General features: G+C 69.1%; 18 protein-coding genes. 12 read left to right on the top strand and 6 right to left on the bottom strand.

Going from position 1 to position 26468, the window contains the following annotated elements; translation table 11 throughout:
- Nucleotides 1-24 precede the first annotated feature (24 nt).
- The 3 genes from creD to creB form a co-directional block, all read right to left on the bottom strand.
- On the bottom strand, nucleotides 25-1341 hold the full coding sequence (creD, locus tag AB3X08_RS07745) for a cell envelope integrity protein CreD (RefSeq protein WP_369937401.1): 1317 nt from the start codon (nucleotides 1339-1341) through the stop codon (nucleotides 25-27).
- A 691-nt stretch (nucleotides 1342-2032) separates the two neighbouring features.
- Nucleotides 2033-3475, bottom strand: coding sequence for a two-component system sensor histidine kinase CreC (gene creC / locus AB3X08_RS07740; protein WP_369937399.1), 1443 nt, complete (start codon nucleotides 3473-3475; stop codon nucleotides 2033-2035).
- 1 nt (nucleotide 3476) lies between these two features.
- Nucleotides 3477-4190: a two-component system response regulator CreB gene (creB, locus tag AB3X08_RS07735; protein ID WP_369937397.1), complete on the bottom strand. Its 714-nt coding sequence runs from the start codon at nucleotides 4188-4190 to the stop codon at nucleotides 3477-3479.
- Between the two features lie 34 nt (nucleotides 4191-4224).
- Between creB and AB3X08_RS07730 the strand changes: the two genes are divergently transcribed.
- A complete protein-coding gene (locus AB3X08_RS07730) occupies nucleotides 4225-5082 on the top strand; it encodes a 23S rRNA (adenine(2030)-N(6))-methyltransferase RlmJ (protein ID WP_369937395.1) in 858 nt (285 codons plus the stop codon).
- A 57-nt stretch (nucleotides 5083-5139) separates the two neighbouring features.
- Here AB3X08_RS07730 and AB3X08_RS07725 read toward each other — a convergent pair whose 3' ends face one another.
- Both AB3X08_RS07725 and AB3X08_RS07720 read right to left on the bottom strand, forming a co-directional pair.
- On the bottom strand, nucleotides 5140-6096 hold the full coding sequence (locus tag AB3X08_RS07725) for a YwqG family protein (protein WP_369937393.1): 957 nt from the start codon (nucleotides 6094-6096) through the stop codon (nucleotides 5140-5142).
- A gap of 46 nt (nucleotides 6097-6142) precedes the next feature.
- The gene (locus AB3X08_RS07720; protein ID WP_369937390.1) at nucleotides 6143-7072 is read right to left on the bottom strand and encodes a cation diffusion facilitator family transporter; all 930 of its coding nucleotides are present in this window, start codon (nucleotides 7070-7072) and stop codon (nucleotides 6143-6145) included.
- 116 nt (nucleotides 7073-7188) lie between these two features.
- Between AB3X08_RS07720 and AB3X08_RS07715 the strand changes: the two genes are divergently transcribed.
- The 11 genes from AB3X08_RS07715 (at nucleotide 7189) to AB3X08_RS07665 (ending at nucleotide 24789) form a co-directional block, all read left to right on the top strand.
- Entirely contained in the window at nucleotides 7189-7731 is a 543-nt protein-coding gene (locus tag AB3X08_RS07715; RefSeq protein WP_184410568.1) for a GNAT family N-acetyltransferase, read from the top strand.
- A gap of 230 nt (nucleotides 7732-7961) precedes the next feature.
- Complete coding sequence (gene mfd / locus AB3X08_RS07710) at nucleotides 7962-11684, top strand: transcription-repair coupling factor (protein WP_369937388.1); 3723 nt, start codon at nucleotides 7962-7964, stop codon at nucleotides 11682-11684.
- A gap of 361 nt (nucleotides 11685-12045) precedes the next feature.
- A complete protein-coding gene (locus AB3X08_RS07705) occupies nucleotides 12046-12366 on the top strand; it encodes an STAS domain-containing protein (protein ID WP_369937386.1) in 321 nt (106 codons plus the stop codon).
- A gap of 20 nt (nucleotides 12367-12386) precedes the next feature.
- Nucleotides 12387-14465, top strand: coding sequence for a chemotaxis protein CheA (locus AB3X08_RS07700; protein ID WP_369937384.1), 2079 nt, complete (start codon nucleotides 12387-12389; stop codon nucleotides 14463-14465).
- 502 nt (nucleotides 14466-14967) lie between these two features.
- The gene (locus tag AB3X08_RS07695) at nucleotides 14968-16920 is read left to right on the top strand and encodes a methyl-accepting chemotaxis protein (RefSeq protein ID WP_369938476.1); all 1953 of its coding nucleotides are present in this window, start codon (nucleotides 14968-14970) and stop codon (nucleotides 16918-16920) included.
- A 74-nt stretch (nucleotides 16921-16994) separates the two neighbouring features.
- A complete protein-coding gene (locus AB3X08_RS07690) occupies nucleotides 16995-18995 on the top strand; it encodes a methyl-accepting chemotaxis protein (RefSeq protein ID WP_369937382.1) in 2001 nt (666 codons plus the stop codon).
- 79 nt (nucleotides 18996-19074) lie between these two features.
- On the top strand, nucleotides 19075-21000 hold the full coding sequence (locus AB3X08_RS07685; RefSeq protein WP_369937380.1) for a methyl-accepting chemotaxis protein: 1926 nt from the start codon (nucleotides 19075-19077) through the stop codon (nucleotides 20998-21000).
- Between the two features lie 9 nt (nucleotides 21001-21009).
- Complete coding sequence (locus AB3X08_RS07680; protein ID WP_369937378.1) at nucleotides 21010-21543, top strand: chemotaxis protein CheW; 534 nt, start codon at nucleotides 21010-21012, stop codon at nucleotides 21541-21543.
- A gap of 55 nt (nucleotides 21544-21598) precedes the next feature.
- A complete protein-coding gene (locus AB3X08_RS07675; RefSeq protein WP_369938474.1) occupies nucleotides 21599-22858 on the top strand; it encodes an EAL domain-containing protein in 1260 nt (419 codons plus the stop codon).
- Nucleotides 22859-22871: 13 nt separating this feature from the next.
- Nucleotides 22872-23678: a CheR family methyltransferase gene (locus tag AB3X08_RS07670; protein WP_369937376.1), complete on the top strand. Its 807-nt coding sequence runs from the start codon at nucleotides 22872-22874 to the stop codon at nucleotides 23676-23678.
- Nucleotides 23679-23709: 31 nt separating this feature from the next.
- The gene (locus AB3X08_RS07665; protein ID WP_369937374.1) at nucleotides 23710-24789 is read left to right on the top strand and encodes a protein-glutamate methylesterase/protein-glutamine glutaminase; all 1080 of its coding nucleotides are present in this window, start codon (nucleotides 23710-23712) and stop codon (nucleotides 24787-24789) included.
- Nucleotides 24790-24910: 121 nt separating this feature from the next.
- Here AB3X08_RS07665 and AB3X08_RS07660 read toward each other — a convergent pair whose 3' ends face one another.
- A complete protein-coding gene (locus AB3X08_RS07660) occupies nucleotides 24911-26467 on the bottom strand; it encodes a phospholipase D family protein (RefSeq protein WP_369937372.1) in 1557 nt (518 codons plus the stop codon).
- Nucleotide 26468: the final 1 nt, after the last annotated feature.

Genomic DNA, 26468 nt, shown 5'->3' with positions numbered 1-26468 from the left:
GCGAAGTCCTGATCGCGTGCCGGCTCAGCGCAGTGCCGCGCCGAGTTCGTACCAGTCGATCTTGCGGGTGATCCACATGATCGCGGCGAGGATGCCGAACAGCAGCAGCGAACCCATCAGCAGGGAGTTGTCTTCCGACGCCAGCAGTCCATACAGCGCGCCGTACAGCACGGTGAGCATGCTGGCGAAACCGGCGGCGCGGCCGCGGCTGCGCAATACCCCGGACAGGTAGACGAACTGCAAGCCGATGCAGGCCACCGCCGAGACCAGGTACGCCTGCCAGAACGGAATGTGCTCGGACAGGCTGAGCAGTAGCAGGAAGAAGATCGCCAGCGCCAGCCCGACCAGCAGGTATTGCAGCGGGTGGATCGGCAGGCGCTTGATCAGCTCGAACAGGGCGAAGGCGACGAAGGTCAGCACCACGAACAGGATGCCGTACTTGCTGGCGCGATCTGCCTGGGTGTAGACGTCGACCGGATCGACCAGGTCCACGCGCAGCGCGTCGATCTCGCCGCCGGAGAACAGCTGCGACTGCGCCCCGGTGGCCAGCGACGACAGCGCCCAGTTGGCCTGGAAACCCTTCTCGCTGATGCTGCGCTCGTTGGGCAGGAAGCGGCCGCCGAACAGCGGATGCGGCCACGGCGAGGTCAGCGCGATCTGGTTGTCGTCGCCGACCGGCACGATCGACAGGCCCTGGGTGCCGTCGAGCACGAATTCCATTTCCACGCTGTGCAGATCGGTGAGCTTGCCCTGGCGCGCATCGGCCAGCGCCGGCAGCAGCGCATGCACGCCCTTGGATTGGCCGGACAACGCCAGCGAACCCGGCTGCAGCGCCAGCGCCTTGCCGTCGGTGCGCAGATTGGGAGTGCCGACCAGTCCGCGCACGTCCTCGATGCCCACCACGAGATACGGCTGGCCATAGCTGCGGCCTTCGACCGCCGCGTAGTCGAAATCGTCGAACTCCGCCTTGAGCCGCGCATGCCAGCTGTACACCTGCACCTTGAACAGGCCGATGTTGCGCTGCGACGGCTTCAGTTCGCCGCTGATCGCCAGGTGCCTGGGCGTCTGCACGTCGTAGCCGTTTTCGGTTTCGCGCTTGACGCTGCGCTTGCCGTCGGCATCGACCACCGCGACATCGCGCACCTGCGTCCACGGCACCACCCGCAGCGGCCCGAGCAGGCGCTGCTCGCCGGCCTTGCTTTGCGACACGCGCTGTACCGCCTCGTCGCGGTAGCGCTGGCGGTCTTGCACGGTGCCGCGGATCATCATCAGCGGGATCAGCAGCAACAGGATCAATCCGCCGATGGTGGCGAATCGCAGAACGAGCTTGAGGGATTTCATCGACGGTCCTCGGTGGATGGAGGACGCCAGGGTGCCGCGCCCGCGTGTGCGGGGTTTGAGGCGAATTTGAAGCGAGTGTGAAGTGGCGGACGCGGTTGTGGGAGGCGGGATGGCGGCGTCATCGGTCAAGGCGGTCGCGTGACGAGCGATGTCGGGGCGAGCGCCGACACAGGACAGCGTCGGGGCTGAAGCCCCTCCCACAGTGCACCCGGCAAGCTGGCTAAGAGCTTCGTGCAGGAGCGGATTCAGCCGCGACGCGCAGAGTCAGGCATTCCAACGCGGCCGGCTATGTGTCGGGGCTGAAGCCCCTCCTACAGTGCACCGGCGAGCTGGCTAAGAGCTTCGTGTAGGAGCGGCTTCGGCCGCGACGAGCAGAGTCAGGCATTCCAACGCGGCCGGCTATGTGTCGGGGCTTAAGCCCCTCCCACAGTGCACCCAGCAAGCTGGCTACGAGCCTCGTGTAGGAGCGGCTTCAGCCGCGACGAGCGGAGTCAGGCATCCCAACGCGCCGGCTATGTGTCGGGGCTGAAGCCCCTCCTACAGTGCACCCGGCGAGCTGGCCGCAAGTTCCTTGTGGGAGCGACTTCAGTCGCGACGAGCGAAGCCCTGAGCGATAGCGGTCACGTACACCGTCGGAACCGATGGCCTGTGGCCACGACGGAGCCGATCCCGCGGTGGATCCAGGCGCCGCTCAGGCGGCCGGCAGCGACAACCGCGCCACCGCGCCGCCGCCTTCGCGGTTGCGCAGGCTGGCCTCGCCGCCATGCAGCCGCGCCACTTCGCGCACGAACGGCAGGCCCAGGCCGGAACTGCGCTGCCCGGTGGCCGGCCGCGCCAGCGAATAGAAGCGCTCGAACACCCGCTCCAGCGCGTAATCGGGCACGCCGGGGCCCGCGTCTTCCACCAGCAACGCGATGCGCGCGTCCACATCGCGCTCGGCACGCAGCACCACCACCCCACCCTCCGGCGAGAATCCGATCGCGTTGTCGAGCAGATTGTGCAGCGCCTGGCGCAGCAGATAGGGATCCCCGGCCAGCGCCAGCTCCGCTTCCGGCGCCTGCACCTGCAACTGCACGCCGCTGGCGTGCAGTTGCGGCGCCAAGGCCTCGGCCAACTGCGCGAACAGCGGCGCCAGCGCGATCCGCTCGCGCCGCTGCAGCCAGCCGTGCTGCTCGACCTCGGCCAGCGCCAGCAGCTTGTCGATGGTTTCGGTGAGGCGTTGCTGCTGCTCGGCGATGTTGCGCACGAAGCGTTGCCGCTCCGCGTCCGGCAGCGGTTCCTGCAGCAGTTCGGCGGCGCCGCGGATCGCCGCCAGCGGACTCTTCATCTCGTGGGTCAGCGACTGCACGTACTGCTCGACATAGGCCTTGCCCTCGAGCTTGCGCCGCATCGTCTCCAGCGCACGGCCCAGATCGCCGATCTCGTCGCGGCGCGGCGGCGGCGGCGGCACCGGCTCGCCGGCGCTGACCGCCTGCGCGTAGCGGTTGAGCCGACCGATGCCGCGCAGCAGGCCCCAGGTCATCAGCAAGCCGATCAGCGCGGAAATGCCGATCAGCCAGGCGCCGCGCAACAGGATGCTGCGCTGGCTGGCGACGATGAACGGCTCGATGCTGCGGTTGGGCTGCGACAGGGTGAGCACGCCGATCAGGCGCCGGCTGTCGGCCGGGTCGTAGATCGGCGCGGCCACGTGCATCACCGTGTGGTTGGGGTCGCCGTCGCCCTCGGCGCTGGAGCGCGCGCCGTATTCGCCGCGCAAGGTGCGGTAGACGTCGTTCCAGCGCGAGTTGTCGCGGCCCAGGTCCTGGCCGCGCGAATCGAACACCACCACGCCGGCCACGTCGGTGATGGTGACCCGGTAATCGACGCTGCGCTTGGGGAAGCGCCACACCATCGCGCGCGGATTGCGCCGCTGCGCCGCGCCGAGGTCGCGGGCGAACGCACCGCTGTCGATGCGCCCGGCCTTGAGGTCGGCGGCGGCCATCTGCGCCAGCACGTTGGCCGCGTCCACCAGGGTCGATTCCATCGCCTGGCGCACGCCCGGCTTGACCTCGTTGACGAACACCCGCATCACGAAGAACGCGGCGACGCCGACGATCAGGAAGAAGCCCAGGAACAGCTTCAGCCCCAGCCGCATCTCACTGCTCCAGCGCGTAGCCGAGGCCGCGATGGGTGCGGATCGGGTCGTGCGTGGCGCCGGCCGCGCGCAGCTTGGCGCGCAGGGTCTTGATGTGGGTATCCACGGTGCGGTCGGCGCTGTCGGCGCTGCTGTCCCAGCCGCGGTCCATCAGTTGCGCGCGGCTGAGGATCGCGCCCGGCCGCTGCAGCAGCGCGGCCAGCAGCGCGTATTCGTAGCGGGTCAGGTCCAGCGCGGTGTCGCCGTAATGGATGCGGCGGCCGTCGCGGTCGATCGCGAACGCGCCGTGCCGTTGCCAGCCCGACTCCGCTTCCGCGCTCGCCGCGACCGCCGGCCGCCGCAGCCGCGCACGCACCCGCGCCACCAGTTCGCGCGGCGAGAAGGGTTTGGCCATATAGTCGTCGGCGCCCAGTTCCAGGCCGAGTACGCGGTCGATCTCGTCGTTGCGCGCGGTCAGGAAGATCACCGGCACCTGGCTGAAGCTGCGCAGTTCGCGGCAGACCTCGAAGCCGCCCAGGTCCGGCAGGCCGACATCCAGCACCACCACGTCGATGCCGCCGGCGCGCGCCTGCGCCAGCGCCTCGCGCCCGAGCAGGCAGTGCCGCACCTGGTAGCCCTCGCTGCGCAAGGCGTACAGCACGGTATCGGCGATGGCGGATTCGTCCTCGACGACGAGGACACACGGGGCGGCGGGCGCGGACATGGCGCGCAGCATAGCCGCAACCCGCGCCCGCCCGTACACTGCCGCGATGAACTATCGCCATGCCTACCACGCCGGCAACCATGCCGACGCGCTCAAGCACACCGTGCTGCTCGCGCTGATCGATGCGCTCAAGCGCAAGGACAGCCCGTTCTTCGTGCTCGACACCCATGCCGGGCGCGGCCGCTACCTGTTCGCCGGCAGCGAGGCGCGCAAGACCGGCGAGGCCGCGGCCGGGGTGCTGAAGCTGATGGGCCTGCCCACCTTGCCCGAGGTGCTGGAACGCTACCTGCGCGCGGTGCAGGCCGACAATCCGGTGGGCGCCCTGCTCGCCTATCCCGGCTCGCCGCTGCTGGTCGCCCAGGCCATGCGCGACCAGGACCGGCTCGCCGCCTGCGAACTGCAGCCCGAGGAAGCGGCCGAGCTGAAGGCGCTGTTCGGCAACGACCGCCGCGTGCAGGTGCACGCCGGCGACGGCTATGCGGCGATCAAGGCGTTCGTGCCGCCGAAAGCCGGCACGACCAAGATCGGCCGCGGCCTGGTGCTGATCGATCCGCCCTACGAAGCGCAGGACGCCGAATACCCGCTGATCGCCGCTGCCCTGCGCGAGACCCTGACCCGCTGGCCGCAGGCGATGTGCGCGGTGTGGTATCCGATCAAGCAGCGCCGCAGCCTGCAGCCGTTCTTTCGCAAGGCCGCGGCGATGCCGGCCAAGGCGGTGCTGCTGGCCGAGCTGCAGGTGCGCCCGGACGATTCGCCGCTGCGGCTCAACGGCAGCGGCATGCTGCTGCTCAATCCGCCGTGGCAGTTCGAGCAGGTGCTGGCCAGCGCCTTGCCGGCGCTGAAGACGCATCTGGGCGAAGCGGGCGCATCCACGCGCCTGGAGTGGCTCAAGCGCGAGGCGTGAAGCGGCGCGCAGCGCGTCCCGTGTTGCGCCTGCGCATGCGACACGCGGGGTACTGAGTCAATAGCAATCCCAGTTGTAGGCAACCCGGCTGAAATCGCCGCGTTCCAGGTCGGCCGGATCGATGAAGAAGTTGGCGATGCCGCTGTCGCCCCACATCATGGCGTCGTCGCTGTCCAGCTGCAGCAACAGCACCTGCGCATCCTGCGGCTTGCGCGGATCCTCCTGGGTGAACTGCGGGTAGCCGCCGAGCTTGTGCCCGCTGCGATTCAACGCTTCGTACAACGCCTCGTCCACGTCGTCCTGCGGCAGCGCGTGGCGGCTGGCGTAGGCAGCGGTGACCTCGTCCAACGGCCGGCCCAGCGCTTGCTCGAAATGCACGTCGGCGCTGCCGATGGGCTCCTCGCCGACGCTGAACTGCATCGCCCGCGGATGCGCCGGGTCGAACGGCAGCGTATCGGCGGCCGGCAACGGCACTTCGGCCTGCCGCGCCGAGGGATCGGACTGCGGCCAATACACCACGCGAAAATTGCGTTGCGCGCTCAATGCGGCCAACTCGGTGGCGCCGTCGAGATTGGCGCCATAGAAATCGTCGCCGCCGATGAAGAACTGCAGCATCCCATGCGTGGGATAGCCGCGCAGCGGCGGCATCTTCGCCAGGTCGATCTGCGCCAGCAGCGCCAGCGGCTGACCGCGGGTGTCGCGCGGATAGGCCTTCTCCGCGGTCCAGTACGGACGGCCGCCGACCTTGCTGGCCAGGCGATCGTCCTGCGCCATCGGCTGCAGGCCCACCACTGCCACCGGCCTGCGCGTGGCATCCAGGCGTTGCCGGTACGGCGCCAGGACCGCGTTGGCGTTCACCTCCACCTTCGCCGCGTCGGGCGAGGAGGCGACCGGCTGCGCGCTTTGCATACTGCGCTTGAGCCACCAGCCGCCGCCCAGCACCAGCCCGCCCAGCGCGGCGACCAACGCCAGGGTGATCGCGACGGACAGCAGCACGGCGTTCGAGGTCTTCATTGCGATGTCGCCTACGATGGACCGGGCGCCACTGTAGCAATGCCGCTCAGGCGCCGGAAGCGACCGCGGCGGCGCCCTGCTCGGGTTCGAAGAAGCTCCAGCGCACCGTCGGGAAGCGCTGTTTCAGCGCGCGCTCGATGCGGGTGATGTCGGCCAGCAGCGCCGCCGCATCGTGCTTTTGCCGGAGCGTGGCCTGCACCGAGACCATCACGTCCTCGCCGAGCTGCACGGCGATCAGGTGGATCACCCGTTCGATCTCCGGTTGCGCCTGGAAAAACGCATGAAGTTGCCGCTGCATCGCCGGGTCCACGCTTTGCCCGATCAGCATCGCCTTGATCTGGATCGCCACCAGCACCGCGACCACGATCAACAGCGTGCCGATGGCGATGGTGCCCAGCGCGTCCCACAGCGGATCGCCGGTCAGCACGCTCAGCAGCACCGCGGCCAGCGCCAGCGCCAGGCCGAGCAAGGCCGCCAGGTCCTCGCCGAAGATCACGATCAGCTCGGCCTGGCGGCTCTCGCGGAACCAGGTCCACAGCGAGCGCTCGCCGCGCACCTTGGCGATCTCCTGCAGGCAGGTGCGCAGCGACACGCCCTCGGCGACCAGCGCGAACCCCAGCACCCCCACCGCCCAGCCCCAACTGCTCAGCGGCTCGGGCTGCAGCAGCTTGTGCACGCCCTCGTACACCGAAAACATGCCGCCGATGCAGAACAGCATCACCGCCACCAGGAACGACCAGAAGTAGATCGCGCGGCCGTAGCCCAGCGGATATTCGGCGCTGGCCGGGCGCTTGGCCTGGCGCATGCCCAGCAGCAACAGCAGCTGGTTGCCGCAGTCGGCCAGCGAGTGCACGGTCTCGGCCAGCATCGCGCCCGAGCCGGTGGCCAGCGCCGCCGCGCCCTTGGCCAACGCAATGGCCAGGTTGGCGCCGAGCGCGAAGAAAATGGCGCGCCGCGAATCGCCGCTGCCGGACATGGCACATCCTCGTCGAAAAATCCATGCGCAGGGTAAGCAACCGCGGTGAGCGCTGCGTTCACGGCCGCGGCCGCGGGTAATGCGAGAATCCAGGCTTCGTCGAGGATCATCCGGCCATGGCTACCCGCAACCGCATGCCTCCGTGGCATGAAAACTTCACCTTACCCAGCGGCCGCGAGCTGCTGATCCGGCCGATCCGGCCGGAAGACAGTGCGCCGCTGCAAGGCGCCTTCGGCCTGCTCGGGCCCACCGAAATCCGCGAGCGCTTCCTGCATTCGGTGCAGGAACTGACCGAGGACATGGCGCAGCGCCTGACCCATCCCAATCCGAAGACCGAACTGACCCTGGTCGCGGCCGAACCGCTGCCGCCGGGCGAAGCGGTGGTCGGCGCGGTGGCGCGCGCGGCGATCACGCCCGGCACCCGCGAGGCGGAATACGCGATCCTGGTCAGCAGCTTCGTCGCCGGCCAGGGCCTGGGCCGGCAGCTGATGCGCAAGCTGGTCAAGTGGGCGCGGCGCAAGTATCTGGACCGGCTCTACGGCGACGTGCTCGAAAGCAATCTGCCAATGCTGCAGCTGGCCGAATCGCTGGGCTTCCAGCCGATGCCGCATCCGGACACGCCGGGACTGGTGCGGGTGGTGCTGGAATTGGGCAACTGAGGCAGCCAGCCGGCCGCGGTCGCGCGGCCGCCAGACGCAGGACCTCCCTGCAGATCGCGAACCCGCACGGTTCGCGAGCGGCGGCTCACCCGCTGCCGCCGACCTGTTCACAGCAGGTGCCGCCCGCAGCGACCGCTGCCGGGCCAAGTGCCCGTGTCCGCGCACACGAGCCCTTCCAGCGAATCCCCAATCCCGAATCCCCAATCCCGGCTTGCTAAACTAATCGGTCAATGGCGCCTCTTTCCTTCCCCGTTCCGCCGCTGCCCAAATCCGGCCAGCTCCGCGCCTTCTGGCGCGCCCCTGCGTCCTCGACCGCACTGGCCTGGCACATCGCCTGCGCCGCCGCGGCCCATCGCGGGCCGTTGCTGGTTGTCGCGCGCGACAACCAGAGCGCGCACCAGATCGAGGCCGACCTGCACACGCTGCTGGCCGGCGACGGCAGCCTGCCGGTGGTGCCGTTTCCCGATTGGGAAACCCTGCCCTACGACCAGTTCAGCCCGCACCCGGACATCGTCAGCCAGCGCCTGTCGGCGCTGCACCGGCTGCCGACGCTGCAGCAGGGCATCGTGGTGGTGCCGGTGCAGACACTGATGCAGCGCGTGGCGCCGGTGCGCTACATCGTCGGCGGCAGCTTCGACCTGCACGTGGGCCAGCGCCTGGACCTGGAGGCGGAAAAGCGCCGCCTGGAAAGCGCCGGCTACCGCAACGTGCCGCAGGTGATGGACCCGGGCGATTTCGCGGTGCGCGGCGGCCTGCTCGACGTGTACCCGATGGGCTCGGACACGCCGTTGCGGATCGAACTGCTGGACGAGGACATCGACTCGATCCGCGCCTTCGATCCGGAATCGCAGCGCTCGCTGGACCACGTGCAGGCGGTGAAGATGCTGCCCGGCCGCGAAGTGCCGATGGACGATGCCAGCGTGGAGCGGGTGCTGGCCACGCTGCGCGAGCGCTTCGACGTGGACACCCGGCGCAGCGCGCTGTACCAGGACCTGAAGGCGCGGCTGGCGCCGTCGGGCATCGAGTACTACCTGCCGCTGTTCTTCCAGGAAGCGCGCGGCGCCGGCGCCGCGGCGCGCGACACCACCGCCACCCTGTTCGACTATCTGGGCGCGTCGGTGCTGCCGCTGCTCGCGCCGGGCGTGGGCGCCGCCGCCGACGCGTTCTGGGCGCACACCCAGAACCGCTACGAGCAGCGCCGCCACGACGTGGAGCGCCCGCTGCTGGCGCCCGAGGAGCTGTACCAGGCGCCGGACACGCTGCGCGAAAAGCTCAACGGCCTGCCGCGCATCGAGGTATGGGCCGCCGACCACGCGCGCATCGACGAGGCGCAGGCGCTGGGCGACCAGCCGCTGCCGCCGCTGCCGGTGGCGGCCAAGGACACCGCCCCGGCCGCGGCGCTGAAGAGCTTCCTCGGCAGCTACCCGGGCCGCGTGCTGATCGCTGCCGACTCGCCAGGCCGCCGCGAGGCGTTGCTCGAAGTGCTGGCCGCGGCGGACCTGAAGCCGGAGGTGATCCCGAACTTCGCGAGCTTCCTCCCTTCTCCCACCGGCGACCGAAGGGAGTCCCCGTGGGGGAGAAGGTGGCGCGAAGCGCCGGATGAGGGTGCGGCGCTCGCGCGGTCGGGAGCGAAGAAGGCGGGTTCGGCAGGTTCGTCCAAATCTACGCAAACGCAGAACCCGAGCGGTCGTACCCTCACCCCAACCCCTCTCTCCCACGAGGACTCCCTTCGGTCGCCGACGGAAGAGGGGCTCGATGCCGACGTAGCACCTGCACGCTTTGCCATCGCGGTCGCCCCGCTGGACGACGGCTTCGCCCTCGACGACCCACGCATCGCGGTGCTCACCGAGCGCCAGCTGTTCCCCGAGCGTGCGGGCCAGCCGCGGCGCACGCGCCGCGCCGGGCGCGAGCCGGAAGCGATCATCCGCGACCTCGGCGAGCTGACCGAAGGCGCGCCGATCGTGCACGAGGACCACGGCGTCGGCCGCTACCGCGGGCTGATTGTGCTCGATGCCGGCGGCATGCCCGGCGAGTTCCTGGAAATCGAATACGCCAAGGGCGACCGCCTGTACGTGCCGGTCGCGCAGCTGCATCTGATCAGCCGCTACTCCGGCGCCTCGGCCGAGACCGCGCCGCTGCATTCGCTGGGCGGCGAGCAATGGAGCAAGGCCAAGCGCCGCGCCGCCGAAAAGGTGCGCGACGTGGCCGCCGAACTGCTCGAGATCCAGGCACGGCGCCGCGCCCGCGCCGGCCTGGCGTTGCAGGTGGACCGGGCGATGTACGAGCCGTTCGCCGCCGGCTTCCCGTTCGAGGAGACCGGCGACCAGCTGGCCGCGATCGAGGCCACCTTGCGCGACCTGGGCAGCAGCCAGCCGATGGACCGCGTGGTCTGCGGCGACGTCGGCTTCGGCAAGACCGAGGTCGCGGTGCGCGCCGCGTTCGCCGCGGCCAGCGCCGGCAAGCAGGTGGCGGTGCTGGTGCCGACCACGCTGCTGGCCGAACAGCATTACCGCAACTTCCGCGACCGCTTCGCCGACTGGCCGCTGCGGGTCGAAGTGCTGTCGCGCTTCAAGAGCGCCAAGGAGATCAAGGCCGAGCTGGAGAAAGTCGCCGACGGCACCATCGACGTGATCATCGGCACCCACCGCCTGCTGCAGCCGGACGTCAAGTTCAAGGACCTGGGCCTGGTGGTGGTCGACGAGGAACAGCGCTTCGGCGTGCGCCAGAAGGAAGCGCTGAAGGCGCTGCGCGCCAACGTGCACCTGCTCACGCTCACCGCCACGCCGATCCCGCGCACCTTGAACATGGCCATGGCCGGTCTGCGCGACCTGTCGATCATCGCCACCCCGCCGCCGAACCGGCTGGCGGTGCAGACCTTCGTCACCGCCTGGGACAACGCGCTGCTGCGCGAGGCGTTCCAGCGCGAACTCAGCAGAGGCGGCCAGCTGTACTTCCTGCACAACGACGTGGAAAGCATCGGCCGCATGCAGCGCGAGCTCAGCGAGCTGGTGCCCGAAGCGCGCATCGGCATCGCCCATGGGCAGATGCCCGAGCGCGAGCTGGAACGGGTGATGCTGGATTTCCAGAAGCAGCGCTTCAACGTGCTGCTGTCGACCACGATCATCGAATCGGGCATCGACATTCCGAACGCCAACACCATCGTCATCAACCGCGCCGACCGCTTCGGCCTGGCCCAGCTGCACCAGCTGCGCGGCCGCGTCGGCCGTTCGCACCACCGCGCCTACGCCTACCTGCTGGTACCGGACCGGCGCAGCATCACCAGCGACGCGCAGAAGCGGCTGGACGCGATCGCCTCGATGGACGAACTCGGCGCCGGCTTCACCCTGGCCACCCACGACCTGGAAATCCGCGGCGCCGGCGAACTGCTCGGCGAGGACCAGAGCGGGCAGATGGCCGAGGTCGGCTTCAGCCTGTACACCGAACTGCTGGAACGCGCGGTGCGCAGCATCCGCCAGGGCAAGCTGCCGGACCTGGACGCAGGCGAGGAAGCGCGCGGCGCCGAGGTGGAACTGCATGTGCCGGCGCTGATCCCCGACGACTACCTGCCCGACGTGCACACCCGCCTGACCCTGTACAAGCGCATCTCCAGCGCGCGCGACAGCGAGCAGTTGCGCGAACTGCAGGTGGAGATGATCGACCGCTTCGGCCTGTTGCCGGATGCGGTCAAGCACCTGTTCGCGATCGCCGAGCTCAAGCTGCAGGCCAACACCCTGGGCATCCGCAAGCTGGAACTGGGCGAGAACGGCGGGCGCATCGTGTTCGAGGCCAAGCCCAACGTCGATCCGATGACCATCATCCAGATGATCCAGAAGCAGCCCAAGCTGTACGCGATGGACGGGCCGGACAAGCTGAAACTGAAGCTGCCGCTGCCCGAGGCCGCAGACCGCTTCAATGCCGCGCGCGGCCTGCTCGCAGCGCTGTCGCCCCGCTGAGCCGGCGGCACCGGCGCGCCCGAGAGGCGCGCGCCACGCGCCGGCTCCCCGGCGCTCCTTTATCCGCGTGAAGAACGACGGCCGGTTTCCGGCCGTTTCCGTTGCGTCGCGGCCGCCATGCACTGGCATGGCGCATGCATCTAGTCCCTCGCCAGGCAGCGACGCGCAGGCATCTGGAATGCATTTCCGGTTTTGCATCTGAACCGCTCATCCATGTCAAGGGTTAGCGAGACAAATGTGGCATTCGGCCTAAATATTCCTGAAAGGCGCCGATATCTGCTTACACCGCACCTGCACGCCGCCTTCACATCGTGCCGCAGCCGCTCTTTCGCCGTTCCACCGCTCGAATCGGAGACATGCCATGCGCTCGAAACTCCCCGACGCCCCGCCCCCGCCGCTGCAACTGAGCCTGGACGGCGACATGACCATCCGCCGCGCCGGCGAACTGAAGCCGCTGCTGTTGCCGGCGCTGGAACACCCCGGCGGCCTGCAGTTGCAGTTGCAGGCGGTCACCGAAATCGACGCCACCGGCATCCAGCTGCTGCTCGCCACCCAGGCCGCGCTGCGCGCGCTGGGCCGGCCGTTCCAGTTCGACGGCTGCAGCGCGCCGGTCACCGACGCGCTCGAGCTGCTCGGCCTGCACGACACGCTCGCGCCCGGCGCCAGCGACACCTTCCACTGATCGGCGCCAACCCCATGCCCATGAATCTCGCTAAGCTGCTGCAGACCTTCATCGCCGAGAGCCGCGAACTGCTCGAGGACATGGAACGCAACCTGCTGGAAGCCGAACGCGGCGAAGCCGGTCCGGACGCGGTCAACGCCATCTTCCGCGCCGCGCACACCATCAAGGGTTCCGGCGGACTGTTCGACCTGGCGCAACTGGTGGGCTTCACCCATGTCGTGGAAAGCGTGCTGGATCTGGTGCGCGAACACGTAGTGGCGCTGGATTCGGAGCTGATCCAGTTGATGCTGGCCTGTTGCGACCACATCCGCGCGCTGGTGGAAGCCGCGGCCGGCGCCAAGACCGACGCAGCGGTGCTCGCCGCCGAGGGCGAGCCGTTGCTGGCGCGCCTGCAGACCTACCTGCAACCGGCCGCCGCGCCGGCGGCCGCCGCCGCAGTCGCGCCCACCGCCGCGGCGCACACCGGCTACTGGCGGATCTCGCTGCAACTGTTCAGCGATGCGCTGCGCTTCGGCAACTCGCCGCTGCACCTGATCCGCTGCCTGCGCAGCCTGGGCACGCTGGAAGCGGTCCGCACCCGCCACGAGCGCGTGCCGGCGCTGCCGGAGCTGGATCCGGAAGCCTGTTATCTGGGCTTCGACATCCTGTTGCGCTCCGACGCGAAGCAGGCCGCGATCGAGGACATCTTCGAATTCGTCCGCGACGACTGCGAGCTGCAGGTGCTGGCGGTGGATCCGCACGGCGATGCCGCCAATCTGGAGCTGCCGCTGCTGGTGGCCGAGGCCGCCGGCCACGGCCACGCCGACGACTTCGCCAACTTCGGCAGCCCGGAACCGGCGGCTGCGCCGGCCGCGCCCGTTGCCGCGGCTGCCCCCGCGCACGCCGCTCCCGCCGCGCCGGCCAAGGCCGCAGCGGCCGCAGCGGCACCCGCCGCCGCGCGCAGCGAGGGCGGCTCGATCCGCGTCGATGCCGACAAGCTCGACCGCATGATCGACCTGGTCGGCGAACTGATCATCGCTGTCGCCAGCACCGGCGCCAACGCGCAGCGCACCGGCGACACGCAACTGCTCGAATCCACTTCGATCCTGGCCGGCCTGGTCGAGGAAGTGCGCGAGAGCGCGCTGCAGCTGCGCATGGTCAAGATCGGCGCCACCTTCAGCCGCTTCCATCGCGTGGTCCACGACGTGGCGCGCGAACTGGGCAAGGACATCGTGCTGGTGGTCAACGGCGAGGACACCGAGCTGGACAAGTCGGTGGTGGAAAAGATCGCCGATCCGCTGACCCACCTGGTGCGCAACGCGATGGACCACGGCATCGAGCCGGCCGAACTGCGCCAGGCGCGCGGCAAGCCGGTGCGCGGCACGGTGCGGCTCAACGCATTCCACGATTCGGGCAGCGTGGTCATCCAGATCAGCGACGACGGCGGCGGCCTGAACCGCGACCGGATCCTGGCCAAGGCGCTGGAGCGCGGCCTGATCGAGCCCGGCCGCAGCCTGTCCGACCGCGAGGTGTTCGCGCTGATCTTCGAGCCGGGCTTCTCCACCGCCGAGAAGGTCACCAACCTGTCCGGTCGCGGCGTCGGCATGGACGTGGTCAAGCGCAACATCACCGCGCTGCGCGGCAGCGTGGACATCAGCAGCCAGCAGGACGTGGGCACCACCATCTCGGTGCGGCTGCCGCTGACCCTGGCGATCATCAACGGCTTCCAGGTCGGCGTCGGCAAGTCGGTGTTCGTGGTGCCGCTGGACGTGGTCGAGGAATGCGTGGAGTTCGCGCCGAACTACCAGAGCGACTACATCGACCTGCGCGGCGGGGTGCTGCCGTACGTGCGCCTGCGTTCGCTGTTCGGCATCGCCGGCGCGCCGCCGCCGCGCGAGAGCATCGTGGTGATCCGCCAGGGCGCGCAGCGCTTCGGCCTGGTCGTGGACACGCTGCTGGGCGAATGGCAGACCGTGATCAAGCCGCTGTCCAAGGTGTTCGCCGGGGTCAAGGGCATCAGCGGGTCGAGCATCCTCGGCAGCGGCGGCGTCGCGCTGATCCTGGATGTGCCCTCGCTGCTGTCGCAAGTCGAACCTTCCACCGATGCGCTGGCGGCCTGACACCGCCCCGCCGGGTGCGTTGCGCACCCACACCACCCATAGACGCTAGCCAGGAATCGCTGCCATGTCTCATCGCTCACGGATCGCGACCACGTTATTGAACACCGCGGCCATCGCCGTCGCCCTGCCCGCCGCTGCCGCCGCCACGGCGCTGCTCCTTCCGCTCGCGCAGGGCGCCGCGCTGGCGCTGGTCGCGGTCGCGACGCTGGCCGGCGCCGGCCTGCTGGGCTGGGCCGCGCTCGCCGCGGCGCGCACGCTGAACCTGGCCACCGCCGGGCTGGACGCGCTGGTAGGCGGCGACCTGGAGCACATCGTGCCGGCAACCGCCGCAACCGACAACGAAGTGGCGCAGCTGCTGCGCACCGCACAGACCGACCTGCGCCGGTTCCATGCCGACGTCAGCCACATGGCCAGCGCGCACGCCGCCGGTGAGTGCGATGCGGCGCTGGATCCGGCGCGCTGGCCCGGCACCCACCGCGACCTGGCGGTCAGCATCAACGCGATGGTCGCCGGGCACATCGGCGTGAACAAGCAGGCGATCGATTGCGTGGCCGAATTCGGCCGCGGCAATTTCGCCGCGCCGCTGGCCGCGTTCCCCGGCAAGAAGGCCTTCATCAACGACACCATCGAGCAGGTGCGCCGCAACCTGACCGGGCTGATCGCGGAAATGCGCCGGATGTCCGACCAGCACGAGGCCGGCGAGATCGACGCGGTCATCGACAGCGCGCAGTTCCAGGGCGATTTCCGCGGCATGGCCGAGGGCATCAACCGCATGGTCGGCGGGCACATCGCGGTCAAGAAACTGGCGCTGGGCGTGGTCGCCGAATTCGGCCGCGGCAACTTCGACGCGCCGCTGGCGCAATTGCCCGGCAAGAAGGCCTTCATCAACGACACCATCGAGCGCGTGCGCGGCAACTTCAAGCAGTTGATCGCCGAGATCAACCGCATGTCCGCCGAGCACGACGCCGGCGACATCGACGTGGCCATCGACACCGCCAGGCTGGAAGGCGACTTCCGCGCCATGGGCGACGGCATCAACCGGATGGTGGCCGCGCACATCGCGGTCAAGAAGCTGGCGATGGGCGTGGTCGCCGAGTTCGGCCGCGGCAACTTCGACGCACCGCTGGCGCAGCTGCCCGGCAAGAAGGCCTTCATCAACGACACCGTCGAACACGTGCGCGGCAACTTCAAGCACCTGATCGCCGAGATCAATCGCATGTCCGCCGAGCACGACAGGGGCGACATCGACGTGGTCATCGACACCGCCAAGTTCGAGGGCGACTTCGGCGCGATGGGCAACGGCATCAACCAGATGGTCGCCGCACACATCGCGGTCAAGAAACTGGCGATGGGCGTGGTCGCCGAGTTCGGCCGCGGCAACTTCGACGCGCCGCTGGCGCAGCTGCCCGGCAAGAAGGCCTTCATCAACGACACCATCGAGCAGGCGCGCGGCAACCTGCGCAGCGTCGGCGACGTGATCAAGGTGATGGGCGCGGTCGCCGAGGGCGACCTGAGCTGCAAGGTGCAGGGCCACTACGAAGGCGCCTTCGCCGACATGCAGCGCTACGTCAACGCCACCATCGACAAGCTCACCGGCATCGTCAACGAGGTCAACGGCAACGCCGCCACCCTGGCCAGCGCCTCCGAGCAGCTGTCGGCCACCGCGCAGTCGCTGAGCCAGGCGGCCAGCGAACAGGCGGCTGGCGTGGAGGAGACCAGTGCGTCGCTGGAGCAGATGACGGCCTCGATCTCGCAGAATTCCGAGAACGCCAAGGTCACCGACGGCATGGCCGCCAAGGCCTCGCGCGAAGCCGCCGAGAGCGGCGAAGCAGTGCGCGCCACGGTCGCGGCGATGAAGGAGATCGCCAGGAAGATCAGCATCATCGACGACATCGCCTACCAGACCAATCTGCTGGCGCTGAACGCGGCGATCGAGGCCGCGCGCGCCGGCGAGCACGGCAAGGGCTTCGCCGTGGTCGCCGCGGAAGTGCGCAAGCTGGCCGAGCGCAGCCAGGTCGCCGCGCACGAGATCGGCGACGTGGCCGGGTCCAGCGTGGACCTGGCGGAAAGCGCCGGGCGCCTGCTCGACGGGATGGTGCCGTCGATCCGCCGCACCTCCGACCTGGTGCAGGAGATCAGCGCCGCTTCCGAGGAACAGACCTCCGGCGTCGGCCAGATCAACTGCGCAGTGGGCCAGCTCAACCAGACCACGCAGCAATCGGCCGCCAACGCTGAAGAATTGGCCGCCACGGCCGAAGAAGTGAGTAGCCAGGCAGAACAACTGCAACTGCTCATGAACTTCTTCAAGACCAACCCGGCCACTGCCGCGTCCGTCCCGACCCCGTTGCCGCGGCGCACGCCAGCGCCGGTAGCGCGGGCGCCGCGCCTGCGCGCCTTCGCCGGCAACAGTCCGGCGGCGGCACGGCTGGACGAAACCGCGTTCGAAACGTTCTGACCCCGCAACCGCCACCCGGAATCGGCCGCGACACGGCCGGGACGCGCCAACCCAACAGCCATAGGTACACCGTCATGTCCAACGCCACCTCACTCTCCGCAAAGCTATGGACTGGCTGCTGTGTCGCCGCGCTGCTGCCCCTGGCAGCCAGCGTGGCCGGTTTCGCGCTGGCGCTGCCGCCAGGCCAGGTGCTGGCACTGGCCGTCGCCACGGCGATCCTGGGCGGCGCGGTGCTCGCTTACGTGGCGTATGCGATCTCGCGCTCGCTGGGCATCGCCACCACCACCCTGGCGCGCTTCGCCCGCGGCAACTTCGACGTGGTGATGCCGACGGTGCGCAACGACCAGGCCTGCGAGATCCTGCTGGCGCTGCGCGAAGTGCAGTCGGGCGTGCGCCTGCTCAGCGAAGAGATCGGGCGCATGACCCGCGAACACGATGCCGGCGACATCGACGTGGTGATCGACGGTCAGCGTTTCGAAGGCGAGTTCCGCGCCATCGCCGAAGGCATCAACCGCATGGTCGGCGACCACATCGCGACCAAGAAGAAGGCCATGGCCTGCATCGCCGAGTTCGGCCGCGGCAACTTCCAGGCGCCGCTGGAGCGCTTCCCCGGCAAGAAGGCGTTCATCAACGACACCATCGAACAGGTGCGCCGCAACCTGCTGGGACTGATCGCGCAGATGAACCACATGTCCGCCGAGCACGACGCCGGCGATATCGACGTGACCATCGACAGCGCCCGCTTCGATGGCGACTTCCGCAGCATGGCCGACGGCATCAACCGCATGGTCGCCGGGCACATCGCGGTCAAGAAACAGTCGATGGCCTGCATCGCCGAGTTCGGCCGCGGCAACTTCGATGCACCGCTGCAGCGTTTCCCGGGCAAGAAGGCGTTCATCAACGACACCGTCGAACAGGTGCGCACCAACCTGCGCGCGCTGATCCGCGACACCGACCTGCTGGTCGACGCGGCCGCGGCCGGCCGCCTGGACGTGCGCGCCGATGCCAGCCTGCATCACGGCGACTTCCGCCGCATCGTCGCCGGCGTCAACCAGACCCTGGACACGGTGATCGGTCCGATCGACGAGGTGCGCAAGGTGCTCAAGGCGATCGAGGACGGCGACCTGACCCGCACCGCCGACGTCGCCTGCCAGGGCCAGCTGAAGGAACTGTGCGACAGCCTCAACGCCACCGTCTCGCGCCTGGCGCAGGTGGTCGGCGAGGTCAACGTCAACGCCGAGGCGCTGGCCAGCGCCTCCGAGCAGGTCAGCGCCACCGCGCAGTCGCTGAGCCAGGCGGCCAGCGAGCAGGCCGCCGGCGTTGAGGAAACCAGCGCGGCGCTGGAGCAGATGAGCGCGTCGATCGCGCAGAACACCGAGAACGCCAAGGTCACCGACGGCATGGCCGCCAAGGCCTCGCGCGAGGCCAGCGAGGGTGGCGAGGCGGTGCGCTCCACGGTCGCGGCGATGAAGCAGATCGCGCAGAAGATCGGCATCATCGACGACATCGCCTACCAGACCAACCTGCTGGCGCTGAACGCGGCGATCGAGGCCGCGCGCGCCGGCGAACACGGCAAGGGCTTCGCCGTGGTCGCCGCGGAAGTGCGCAAGCTGGCCGAGCGCAGCCAGATCGCCGCGCAGGAGATCGGCGATGTCGCCAGCTCCAGCGTCGAGCTGGCCGAGAACGCCGGCAAGCTGCTCGAGCAGATGGTGCCGTCGATCCGCCGCACCTCCGACCTGGTGCAGGAGATCACCGCCGCCTCCGAGGAACAGACCTCGGGCGTGAGCCAGATCAATGGCGCGGTCGGCCAACTCAACCAGACCACTCAGCAGGCCGCGGCCAATTCCGAGGAACTGGCCGCCACGGCCGAGGAAATGAGCGGCCAGGCCGAACAGCTGCAGCAGCTGATGGGCTTCTTCCGCACCAACTATCTGGCGCCGGCGCGCCGGCCGGTCGGCGTGGCGCGCACTGGCGGCGGCAGGAAAGCGGCCGCACACGCCCGGCCGCGCACCTACGGCGAGGCCGGGCTGGCGCTGGTGACCGCCCCGGACGAACTCCACTTCGACAGCTTTTGATCCACCTACCACTGTACCGGCCCGCGCCCATGCGTGGAATCGCCTCCCGCTACCAGAGACCACCTCTATGTTCGGCAACATGAAAATCGCAACGCGCATCGGCCTGGGCTTCGGCCTGGTACTGCTGCTCATGCTCGGCATGGGCGGCTTCGCCATGCTGCAAATGTCCAAGATCAACGCATCGTCCACCGACATTGCCGGCAACTGGCTGCCCAGCGTGCGCAACATCCAGGAGATGAATGCCGGCTTCACCCAGCTGCGCCTGTACGAACTGCAGCACGTCATTACCGAGAACCCGGCCGAGATGCAGGACTACGACGCGCGCATGCAGCGCACCGTCGAAAGCTTCGGCAAGAGCCGACAGAGCTACGTCAAACTGATCTCCTCGTCCGAAGAGCGCGCGCTGTACGAGGAATTCTCGGCCAAGTTCGACCGCTACATGGCGCTGCACAATCGCGTGCTCGATCTGTCTCGCCAGCTCAAGACTAAGGAGGCACTGGCATTGCTCAACGGCGAGCAGCGCGAGATCTACCGCGGCACCGCCGACACGCTGACCAAGCTTGTCGCCCTCAACGTCAAGGGCGGCGACGCGGCCAGTGCCGCCGCCGACACGTTGTATGCCTCGTCGCGGACGCTGATCGCGGTGGCGATCGCGATCGCGCTGCTGCTCGGCGTGGTGGTATCCGTGTTCATCGTGCGCATCCTCAGCCGACTGCTCGGCGGCGAGCCGGCCTACGTCGCCGAGATCGCCAACAAGGTGGCGCAGGGCGACCTGGCGCTGGAAGTACAGGTGCGCGCCAACGACAGCGGCAGCGCGCTGTACGCGATGCGCAGCATGGTCGAGCGGCTGAAGCTGGTCATCGACGGCCAACGCCGCGTGGTCCAGGCCGCCAACCGCGGCGACTTCTCCGAACAGGTCACGCTGGACGGCCTGGCCGGCTTCCAGCGCGAGATGGGCCAGGGCTTGAACGAGCTGGTCGTCACCACCGGCGACAGCATCCGCGACGTGGTGCGGGTGATGGGCGCGATGGCCGAGGGCGACCTGACCCAGAGCATCGACAAGTCCTACGATGGCGCCTATGCGGAGATGAAGAACTACGTCAACGACACCATCGCGCGCCTGTCGCAGGTGGTCAACGAGGTCAACGGCAGCGCCGAATCCCTGGCCAGCGCCTCGGAGGAAGTCAGCGCCACCGCGCAGTCGCTGAGCCAGGCGGCCAGCGAGCAGGCCGCCGGTGTGGAGGAAACCAGCGCCTCGCTGGAGCAGATGACCGCCTCGATCGCGCAGAACACCGAGAACGCCAAAGTCACCGACGGCATGGCCAGCAAGGCCTCCAGCCAGGCGCTGGACGGCGGCGAGTCGGTCCGCGCCACGGTGCACGCGATGAAGCAGATCGCGCAGAAGATCGGCATCATCGACGACATCGCCTACCAGACCAACCTGCTGGCGCTGAACGCGGCGATCGAGGCCGCGCGCGCCGGCGAACACGGCAAGGGCTTCGCCGTGGTCGCCGCGGAAGTGCGCAAGCTGGCCGAACGCAGCCAGATCGCCGCGCAGGAGATCGGCGACGTCGCCGGCTCCAGCGTCGAACTGGCCGAGAACGCCGGCAAGCTGCTCGAGGAGATGGTGCCGTCGATCAAGCGCACCTCCGACCTGGTGCAGGAGATCACCGCCGCTTCCGAGGAACAGACCTCCGGCGTGAGCCAGATCAACAGCGCGGTCAGCCAGCTCAACCAGACCACGCAGCAGGCCGCGTCCAACTCCGAGGAGCTGGCCGCCACCGCCGAGGAAATGAGCGGCCAGGCCGAGCAACTGCAGCAGCTGATGAGCTTCTTCAAGCTCGCCGGCGCGGCACCGGCGCGCCGTGCCGCCGCTTCCAGCGCGCGGCGGCCGCAACCGCAGCCGCCGCGTGCCGCTGCACGCAAGCCGTCGGGGCGTTTCGCCGAGAGCCGGCTCGCGCTGGCCGGTGGCATGCCCGACGAAGCCCATTTCGAAACCTTCTGAGGACAGGCCATGACCGCACAAGAATCGCCCGTGCCGTTCGGCGACGCCGATCTCGCTCCCAACCAGTTCCTGACCTTCCTGCTCGGCAAGGAGATGTTCGGCGTCGGCATCCTCGGCATCAAGGAAATCATCGAGTACCGCACGCCGACCGACGTGCCGATGATGCCGCCGGCATTGCGCGGGGTGATCAACCTGCGCGGCGCGGTGGTGCCGGTGGTGGACCTGCAACAGCGTTTCGGCCGCGACGCCAGCGAGGTCACCAAGCGCACCTGCATCGTCATCGTCGAAGTCGCCAACGGCAACGAGCGCCAGGTGCTGGGGCTGCTGGTGGACGCGGTCAGCGAAGTGCTGGAGATCGCCGCCGAAGACATCGCCCCGGCCCCGGCGTTCGGCGCCGGCATTCGCCGCGATTTCATCCACGGCATGGGCAAGGTCGGCGAGCGCTTCGTCATCCTGCTCGATGCCGATGCGGCGCTGTCCACCCAGGAGTTCGTCGCCATGGCCGGCATCGAGTCGGGTGTCGAGGAAGGCATGGCCGCCTGAGTTCCCCGTGTGGCGTGGCGCTTCGCGCCGCGCCCAGCCCTTGTCCACCGACGGAATCCGCATGTCGCTCGTCCCCGAAATCGCCACGCTCAGCCAATTCGGTACGGTCCTGGTCGTCGACGACAGCCATGTCCAGCGCGAGCACGCGCTCGCCCTGTGCCTGCGGCTGGGCGCGGTGGCGGTGGAGGGCGTGCCGGACGGCCACGCGGCGCTGGCGCGGGTGAGCCAGGGACCGGCGCCGGGGCTGTTGATCGTGGATCTGGAAATGCCCGGCATGGACGGCGTGCAGCTGCTCGATGCGCTGGCGCGCTGCAACGTGCGCGTGCCGATCGTGGTCGCTTCGCAACGCGGCGCGGCGCTGATCGATTCGGTGCTGCAGGTCGGGCGCGCGAGCGGCCTGCAGGTGTTGGCCGGCCTGGAAAAGCCGCTGCGTGCAGCCGAGCTCGATGCGGCGTTGCAGGCGCACCCGCAGCCGCCGACGGCCGCGCGCAACGACGCCGGCGCCGGCGACTCCACCGACGCGGCGATGCTGCACGAGGCGCTGCGCCGCGGCGACATCGAAGTGGCCTACCAGCCTAAGGTGGACATGCGCAGCGGCCAGGTCGGCGGCGTGGAAGCGCTGGCGCGCTGGCGGCATCCGCAGAACGGGCAGATCGCGCCGGACCGCTTCATCGCCCTGGCCGAACGCGAAGGCCTGATCCATGCGCTGACCGCCAGCGTCGCCGACCAGGCGATGGCGCGGCTGGCGACCTGGAAGCAATCCGGCTTCCGCCTGACCCTGGCGATCAATCTGTCGCCGTGCCTGCTGCAGGACCCGGGACTGCTCGACGAACTGCATACCCAACTGCGCCGCCACGGGCTAGTGCCGGCCGACGTGATCCTGGAGATCACCGAAAGCTCGCTGGTCGAGGCCAGCGCGCTGGGCATGCTGGCGCGGCTGCGGCTGCAGGGTTTCGGCCTGTCGCTGGACGACTACGGCACCGGCTTTTCCTCGCTGCAGCAGCTGACCCGCATCCCCTTCACCGAACTGAAGATCGACCGCATCTTCGTGCACGACGCACACCGCAGCCGCAATCTGCGCACGGTGCTGGAATCGGCGCTGGGCATGGCGCAACGGCTGGGCCTGAGCACCGTCGCCGAAGGCATCGAGACGGTCGAGGACTGGCAATTGCTGCAGGAACTGGGTTGCGACCTGGGCCAGGGCTATCTGCTGGCGCGGCCGATGGGCGGCGGCGCGCTGACCAACTGGCTGATCGAGCACCAGACCCGCCTGCAGGAACACGGCCCCACTTCGGCGCAAGCGCCGCATCACTGACTTCCGGACCATCATGACCAGCACCGACACCATCACCGAGCAGGAATTCGGCAAGTTCCAGCGCTTCATCTTCGACGCGGCCGGCATCACCATTTCCCCGGCCAAGAAGGCGATGCTGTGCGGGCGCCTGGGCAAGCGCCTGAAGGCGCACTCGCTGCAGACCTACACCCAGTACCTGAAGCTGCTGGAAAGCCGCGAAGGCAGCGGCGAAGTGCAGACCGCGATCGACCTGCTGACCACCAACGAGACCTACTTCTTCCGCGAGCCCAAGCACTTCGAACTGCTGCGCAAGCTGGCCCTGGAGCACAAGGGCAGCGCGCCGTTGCGCATCTGGAGCGCGGCCAGTTCCACCGGCGAGGAGGCCTACAGCATGGCGATGGTGCTGGACGACGCGCTGCAGGGACGCCCCTACGAAGTGGTCGGCACCGACATCAGCACCCGCGTGCTGGCCAAGGCGCGCACCGGCCACTATCCGCTGCAGCGCATCGAGCACATGCCGCCGGCGCTGCTCAAGCGCTACTGCCTGAAAGGCCGCGGCGAATACGAAGGCAGCCTGCTGATCGACCGCAAGCTGCGCGACCACGTGCGCTTCCTGCACGCCAACCTCAATGCGACGCTGCCCAACCTCGGCCAGTTCGACGTGATCTTCCTGCGCAACGTGATGATCTACTTCAACGGCCAGACCAAGCGCGAGGTGGTCGCGCGGGTGCTGTCGGTGCTCAAGCGCGGCGGCATCTTCTGCATCGGCCACTCGGAAAGCCTCAACGACGTCAACAACGAGGTCGTGCAGGTGGCGCCGTCGGTCTATCGCAAACCATGAACCCTGCTGCCGCTTTTCCAAGGAACGACCGATGACGACGACGATCAAGGCCATGGTGGTCGACGATTCGGCGGTAGTGCGCCAGGTGCTGGTGGCGGTGCTCAACGAGGCGCCCGGGATCGAGGTGATCGCCGCCGCCGCCGATCCGCTGCTGGCGATCGACAAGATGCGCCAGCAATGGCCGGACGTGATCGTGCTGGACGTGGAAATGCCGAAGATGGACGGCATCACCTTCCTGCGCAAGATCATGAGCGAGCGCCCCACCCCCGTGGTGATCTGCTCCACCCTCACCGAAAAGGGCGCGCGGGTGACCATGGATGCACTGGCCGCCGGCGCGGTGGCGGTGGTGACCAAGCCCAAGCTCGGGCTGAAGCAGTTCCTCACCGATTCGGCCGACGAACTCGTCGCCACCGTGCGCACCGCCGCGCGCGCCAACGTCAAGCGCCTGGCCGCGCGCAGCGCCGCGCCGGCGGTGGAAGCGGAGGTCAAGCACAACGCCGACGTGATCCTGCCGGCGCAGGGCGGGCGCCCGTTGGCGCAGACCACCGAACGGGTGATCGCGATCGGCACCTCCACCGGCGGCACCCAGGCGCTGGAGGAAGTGCTGACCGCGCTGCCGCGGGTCAGCCCCGGCATCGTCATCGTCCAGCACATGCCGGAGAAGTTCACCGCCGCGTTCGCCGCGCGGCTGGACAGCCTGTGCCAGATCGCGGTGAAGGAAGCGGCCAACAACGACCGCGTGGTCCCGGGCCGGGCGCTGATCGCGCCCGGCGGCAAGCACATGCTGCTGCGCCGCAGCGGCGCGCAGTATTTCGTCGAGGTGGTGGACGGGCCGCCGGTGAACCGGCACCGGCCGTCGGTGGACGTGCTGTTCCGTTCCGCCGCGCGCGCCGCCGGCGGCAATGCGCTGGGCATCATCATGACCGGCATGGGCGACGACGGCGCGGTCGGCCTGCTGGAGATGCGCCAGGCCGGCGCGCGCACCGTGGCCCAGGACGAACAGAGCAGCGTGGTGTTCGGCATGCCCAAGGAAGCGATCAAGCGCGGCGGCGCGGAAAAGATCCTGCCGCTGGGTTCGATGGCGCGCGAGATCGTGCAGCAGCTGACCTAGCCCAGTCTCCACACAGAAATGCTGCCCCTGTAGGAGCGGCTTCAGCCGCGACAGACTCAGTCGGTACCACCTATCGCCTGTCGCGGCTGAAGCCGCTCCTACAGGATGCGCAGGCATCGCCCTACAACTGCGACTCCACCGGCAACCAGCCGATCACCCGTGCCGCCGCACGCCGCCAGAGGCCGGCTTCCGGCTCGCGCTCCCAGGTCTTCGGCGGCCGCACCGCCGCGTCGTGCCAGCGCAACTCCCCGTCCTGCAACGCCAGTCGGTAACTGACCGGCGCCGACACCTTGGTCCGGTACAGCCGCTCGAGTTCGGCCGCCGCCGTGCGGTCGCGGAACAGCAAGCCCATCTCGGTATTGAGATTCATCGAGCGCGGATCGAGATTGAACGAGCCGATGAAGCCTTCCTGCCCATCGACCACGAACGCCTTGGTGTGCAGGCTGGCGCCGCTCGAGCCGAACAGGCTGCCGCCCGGATCGCCCTGCGGCTTGAGTTCGAACAGCGCCACGCCCTGGCGCAGCAGCGGCACCCGGTAGCCGGCATAGCCGCCATGCACCGCGATCACGTCGTTGGCCGCCAGCGAATTGGTCAGCACGCCGACCGCAACGCCACGCTGGCGCAGCTGGCCGATCCAGCGCATGCCCTCCGCGCCCGGCACGAAGTACGGCGAGATCAGCGCCAGTTCGCGCTGCGCGCGCGCCATCTCGCCGACCAGCCGCGGCGTCATCCAGTCCGCGCGCGGCGGCGCGCCTTCGGCCTTTTCCGGCGGGTCGGACACGATCGACGCCTCGGCGCTCCAGTGGATCGGGCGCTCGCCTTCGACCAGGTTGCGCACGCTGGGCGCCTGCCGCAGGCGCTGTACGTAGGGATGCGCCCGCGCCGAGCCCAACCCGGCATCGATGCTGGCGCGCAGCCTGGGCAGCGCCTCCGGGTCGGCCTGCACCAGCGCGCCGAGCGGCACTGCGGTGCGGCTGTTCCAGTAGGCGTCGAAGATCTGCTCGGCCTGCGTCACCGCCGGCCCGACCACCGCCACATCCGTATCCATGAAATTGGTATCGCGCGCGGCATCGAAGTATTCGTCGCCGACGTTGCGCCCACCCACCACCGCCATGCGCCCGTCGGCGATCCAGGCCTTGTTGTGCATGCGCCGGTTGACGCTGAAGAACCGCAGCACCAGTTCCACGCCGCGCATCAGCGTGCCTTCGCGGGCGCGGGTCGGATTGAACAGCCGCACCTCGATCAGCGGGTGGCGGTCCAGCGCGGCCAGCACCGATTTGCTGCCGTGCACGTTCATGTCGTCCAGCAGCAGGCGCACCCGCACGCCGCGGTCGGCGGCGCGCAACAGCTCGTTGTAGAGCAGGTTGCCGGTGAAATCGGCATGCCAGATGTAGTACTGCAGGTCCAGGCTGCGCCCGGCCGCGCGCGCGGCCGCCGCGCGCACCGCGAACGCCTCGACGTTGTCGGGCAGGATCACCATGCCGCTGTGCCCGGGATGTGCGGCGGTCAGCGGCGCCACCACCCGGTCGATCGGGGTGCGCAGCGCGGTCGCCGGCAAGGCATGGCTGGCCCGCCCCTGCGCGCGGTCGGCGAAGCGGCCGTAGCCGTACAGCGCCGCCAGCGAGGCCAGCAGGAATGCCGCCACCGCCACACCGCCCCATTTCAGCGCCTTCTTCATG

This window comes from Xanthomonas sp. DAR 34887 (genome assembly GCF_041245805.1).
Taxonomy (GTDB): Bacteria; Pseudomonadota; Gammaproteobacteria; order Xanthomonadales; family Xanthomonadaceae; genus Xanthomonas_A; species Xanthomonas_A tesorieronis.
This window is presented reverse-complemented; position numbering and strand designations above follow the sequence as displayed.

What these genes read in the sequence shown, in the direction of transcription:
- creD (WP_369937401.1), bottom strand. Translation starts at nt 1,341, where the DNA reads ATGAAATCCCTCAAGCTCGTTCTGCGATTCGCCACCATCGGCGGATTG.
- creC (WP_369937399.1), bottom strand. Translation starts at nt 3,475, where the DNA reads ATGCGGCTGGGGCTGAAGCTGTTCCTGGGCTTCTTCCTGATCGTCGGC.
- creB (WP_369937397.1), bottom strand. Translation starts at nt 4,190, where the DNA reads ATGCTGCGCGCCATGTCCGCGCCCGCCGCCCCGTGTGTCCTCGTCGTC.
- AB3X08_RS07730 (WP_369937395.1), top strand. Translation starts at nt 4,225, where the DNA reads ATGAACTATCGCCATGCCTACCACGCCGGCAACCATGCCGACGCGCTC.
- AB3X08_RS07725 (WP_369937393.1), bottom strand. Translation starts at nt 6,096, where the DNA reads ATGAAGACCTCGAACGCCGTGCTGCTGTCCGTCGCGATCACCCTGGCG.
- AB3X08_RS07720 (WP_369937390.1), bottom strand. Translation starts at nt 7,072, where the DNA reads ATGTCCGGCAGCGGCGATTCGCGGCGCGCCATTTTCTTCGCGCTCGGC.
- AB3X08_RS07715 (WP_184410568.1), top strand. Translation starts at nt 7,189, where the DNA reads ATGGCTACCCGCAACCGCATGCCTCCGTGGCATGAAAACTTCACCTTA.
- mfd (WP_369937388.1), top strand. Translation starts at nt 7,962, where the DNA reads ATGGCGCCTCTTTCCTTCCCCGTTCCGCCGCTGCCCAAATCCGGCCAG.
- AB3X08_RS07705 (WP_369937386.1), top strand. Translation starts at nt 12,046, where the DNA reads ATGCGCTCGAAACTCCCCGACGCCCCGCCCCCGCCGCTGCAACTGAGC.
- AB3X08_RS07700 (WP_369937384.1), top strand. Translation starts at nt 12,387, where the DNA reads ATGAATCTCGCTAAGCTGCTGCAGACCTTCATCGCCGAGAGCCGCGAA.
- AB3X08_RS07695 (WP_369938476.1), top strand. Translation starts at nt 14,968, where the DNA reads ATGGTCGCCGGGCACATCGGCGTGAACAAGCAGGCGATCGATTGCGTG.
- AB3X08_RS07690 (WP_369937382.1), top strand. Translation starts at nt 16,995, where the DNA reads ATGTCCAACGCCACCTCACTCTCCGCAAAGCTATGGACTGGCTGCTGT.
- AB3X08_RS07685 (WP_369937380.1), top strand. Translation starts at nt 19,075, where the DNA reads ATGAAAATCGCAACGCGCATCGGCCTGGGCTTCGGCCTGGTACTGCTG.
- AB3X08_RS07680 (WP_369937378.1), top strand. Translation starts at nt 21,010, where the DNA reads ATGACCGCACAAGAATCGCCCGTGCCGTTCGGCGACGCCGATCTCGCT.
- AB3X08_RS07670 (WP_369937376.1), top strand. Translation starts at nt 22,872, where the DNA reads ATGACCAGCACCGACACCATCACCGAGCAGGAATTCGGCAAGTTCCAG.
- AB3X08_RS07665 (WP_369937374.1), top strand. Translation starts at nt 23,710, where the DNA reads ATGACGACGACGATCAAGGCCATGGTGGTCGACGATTCGGCGGTAGTG.
- AB3X08_RS07660 (WP_369937372.1), bottom strand. Translation starts at nt 26,467, where the DNA reads ATGAAGAAGGCGCTGAAATGGGGCGGTGTGGCGGTGGCGGCATTCCTG.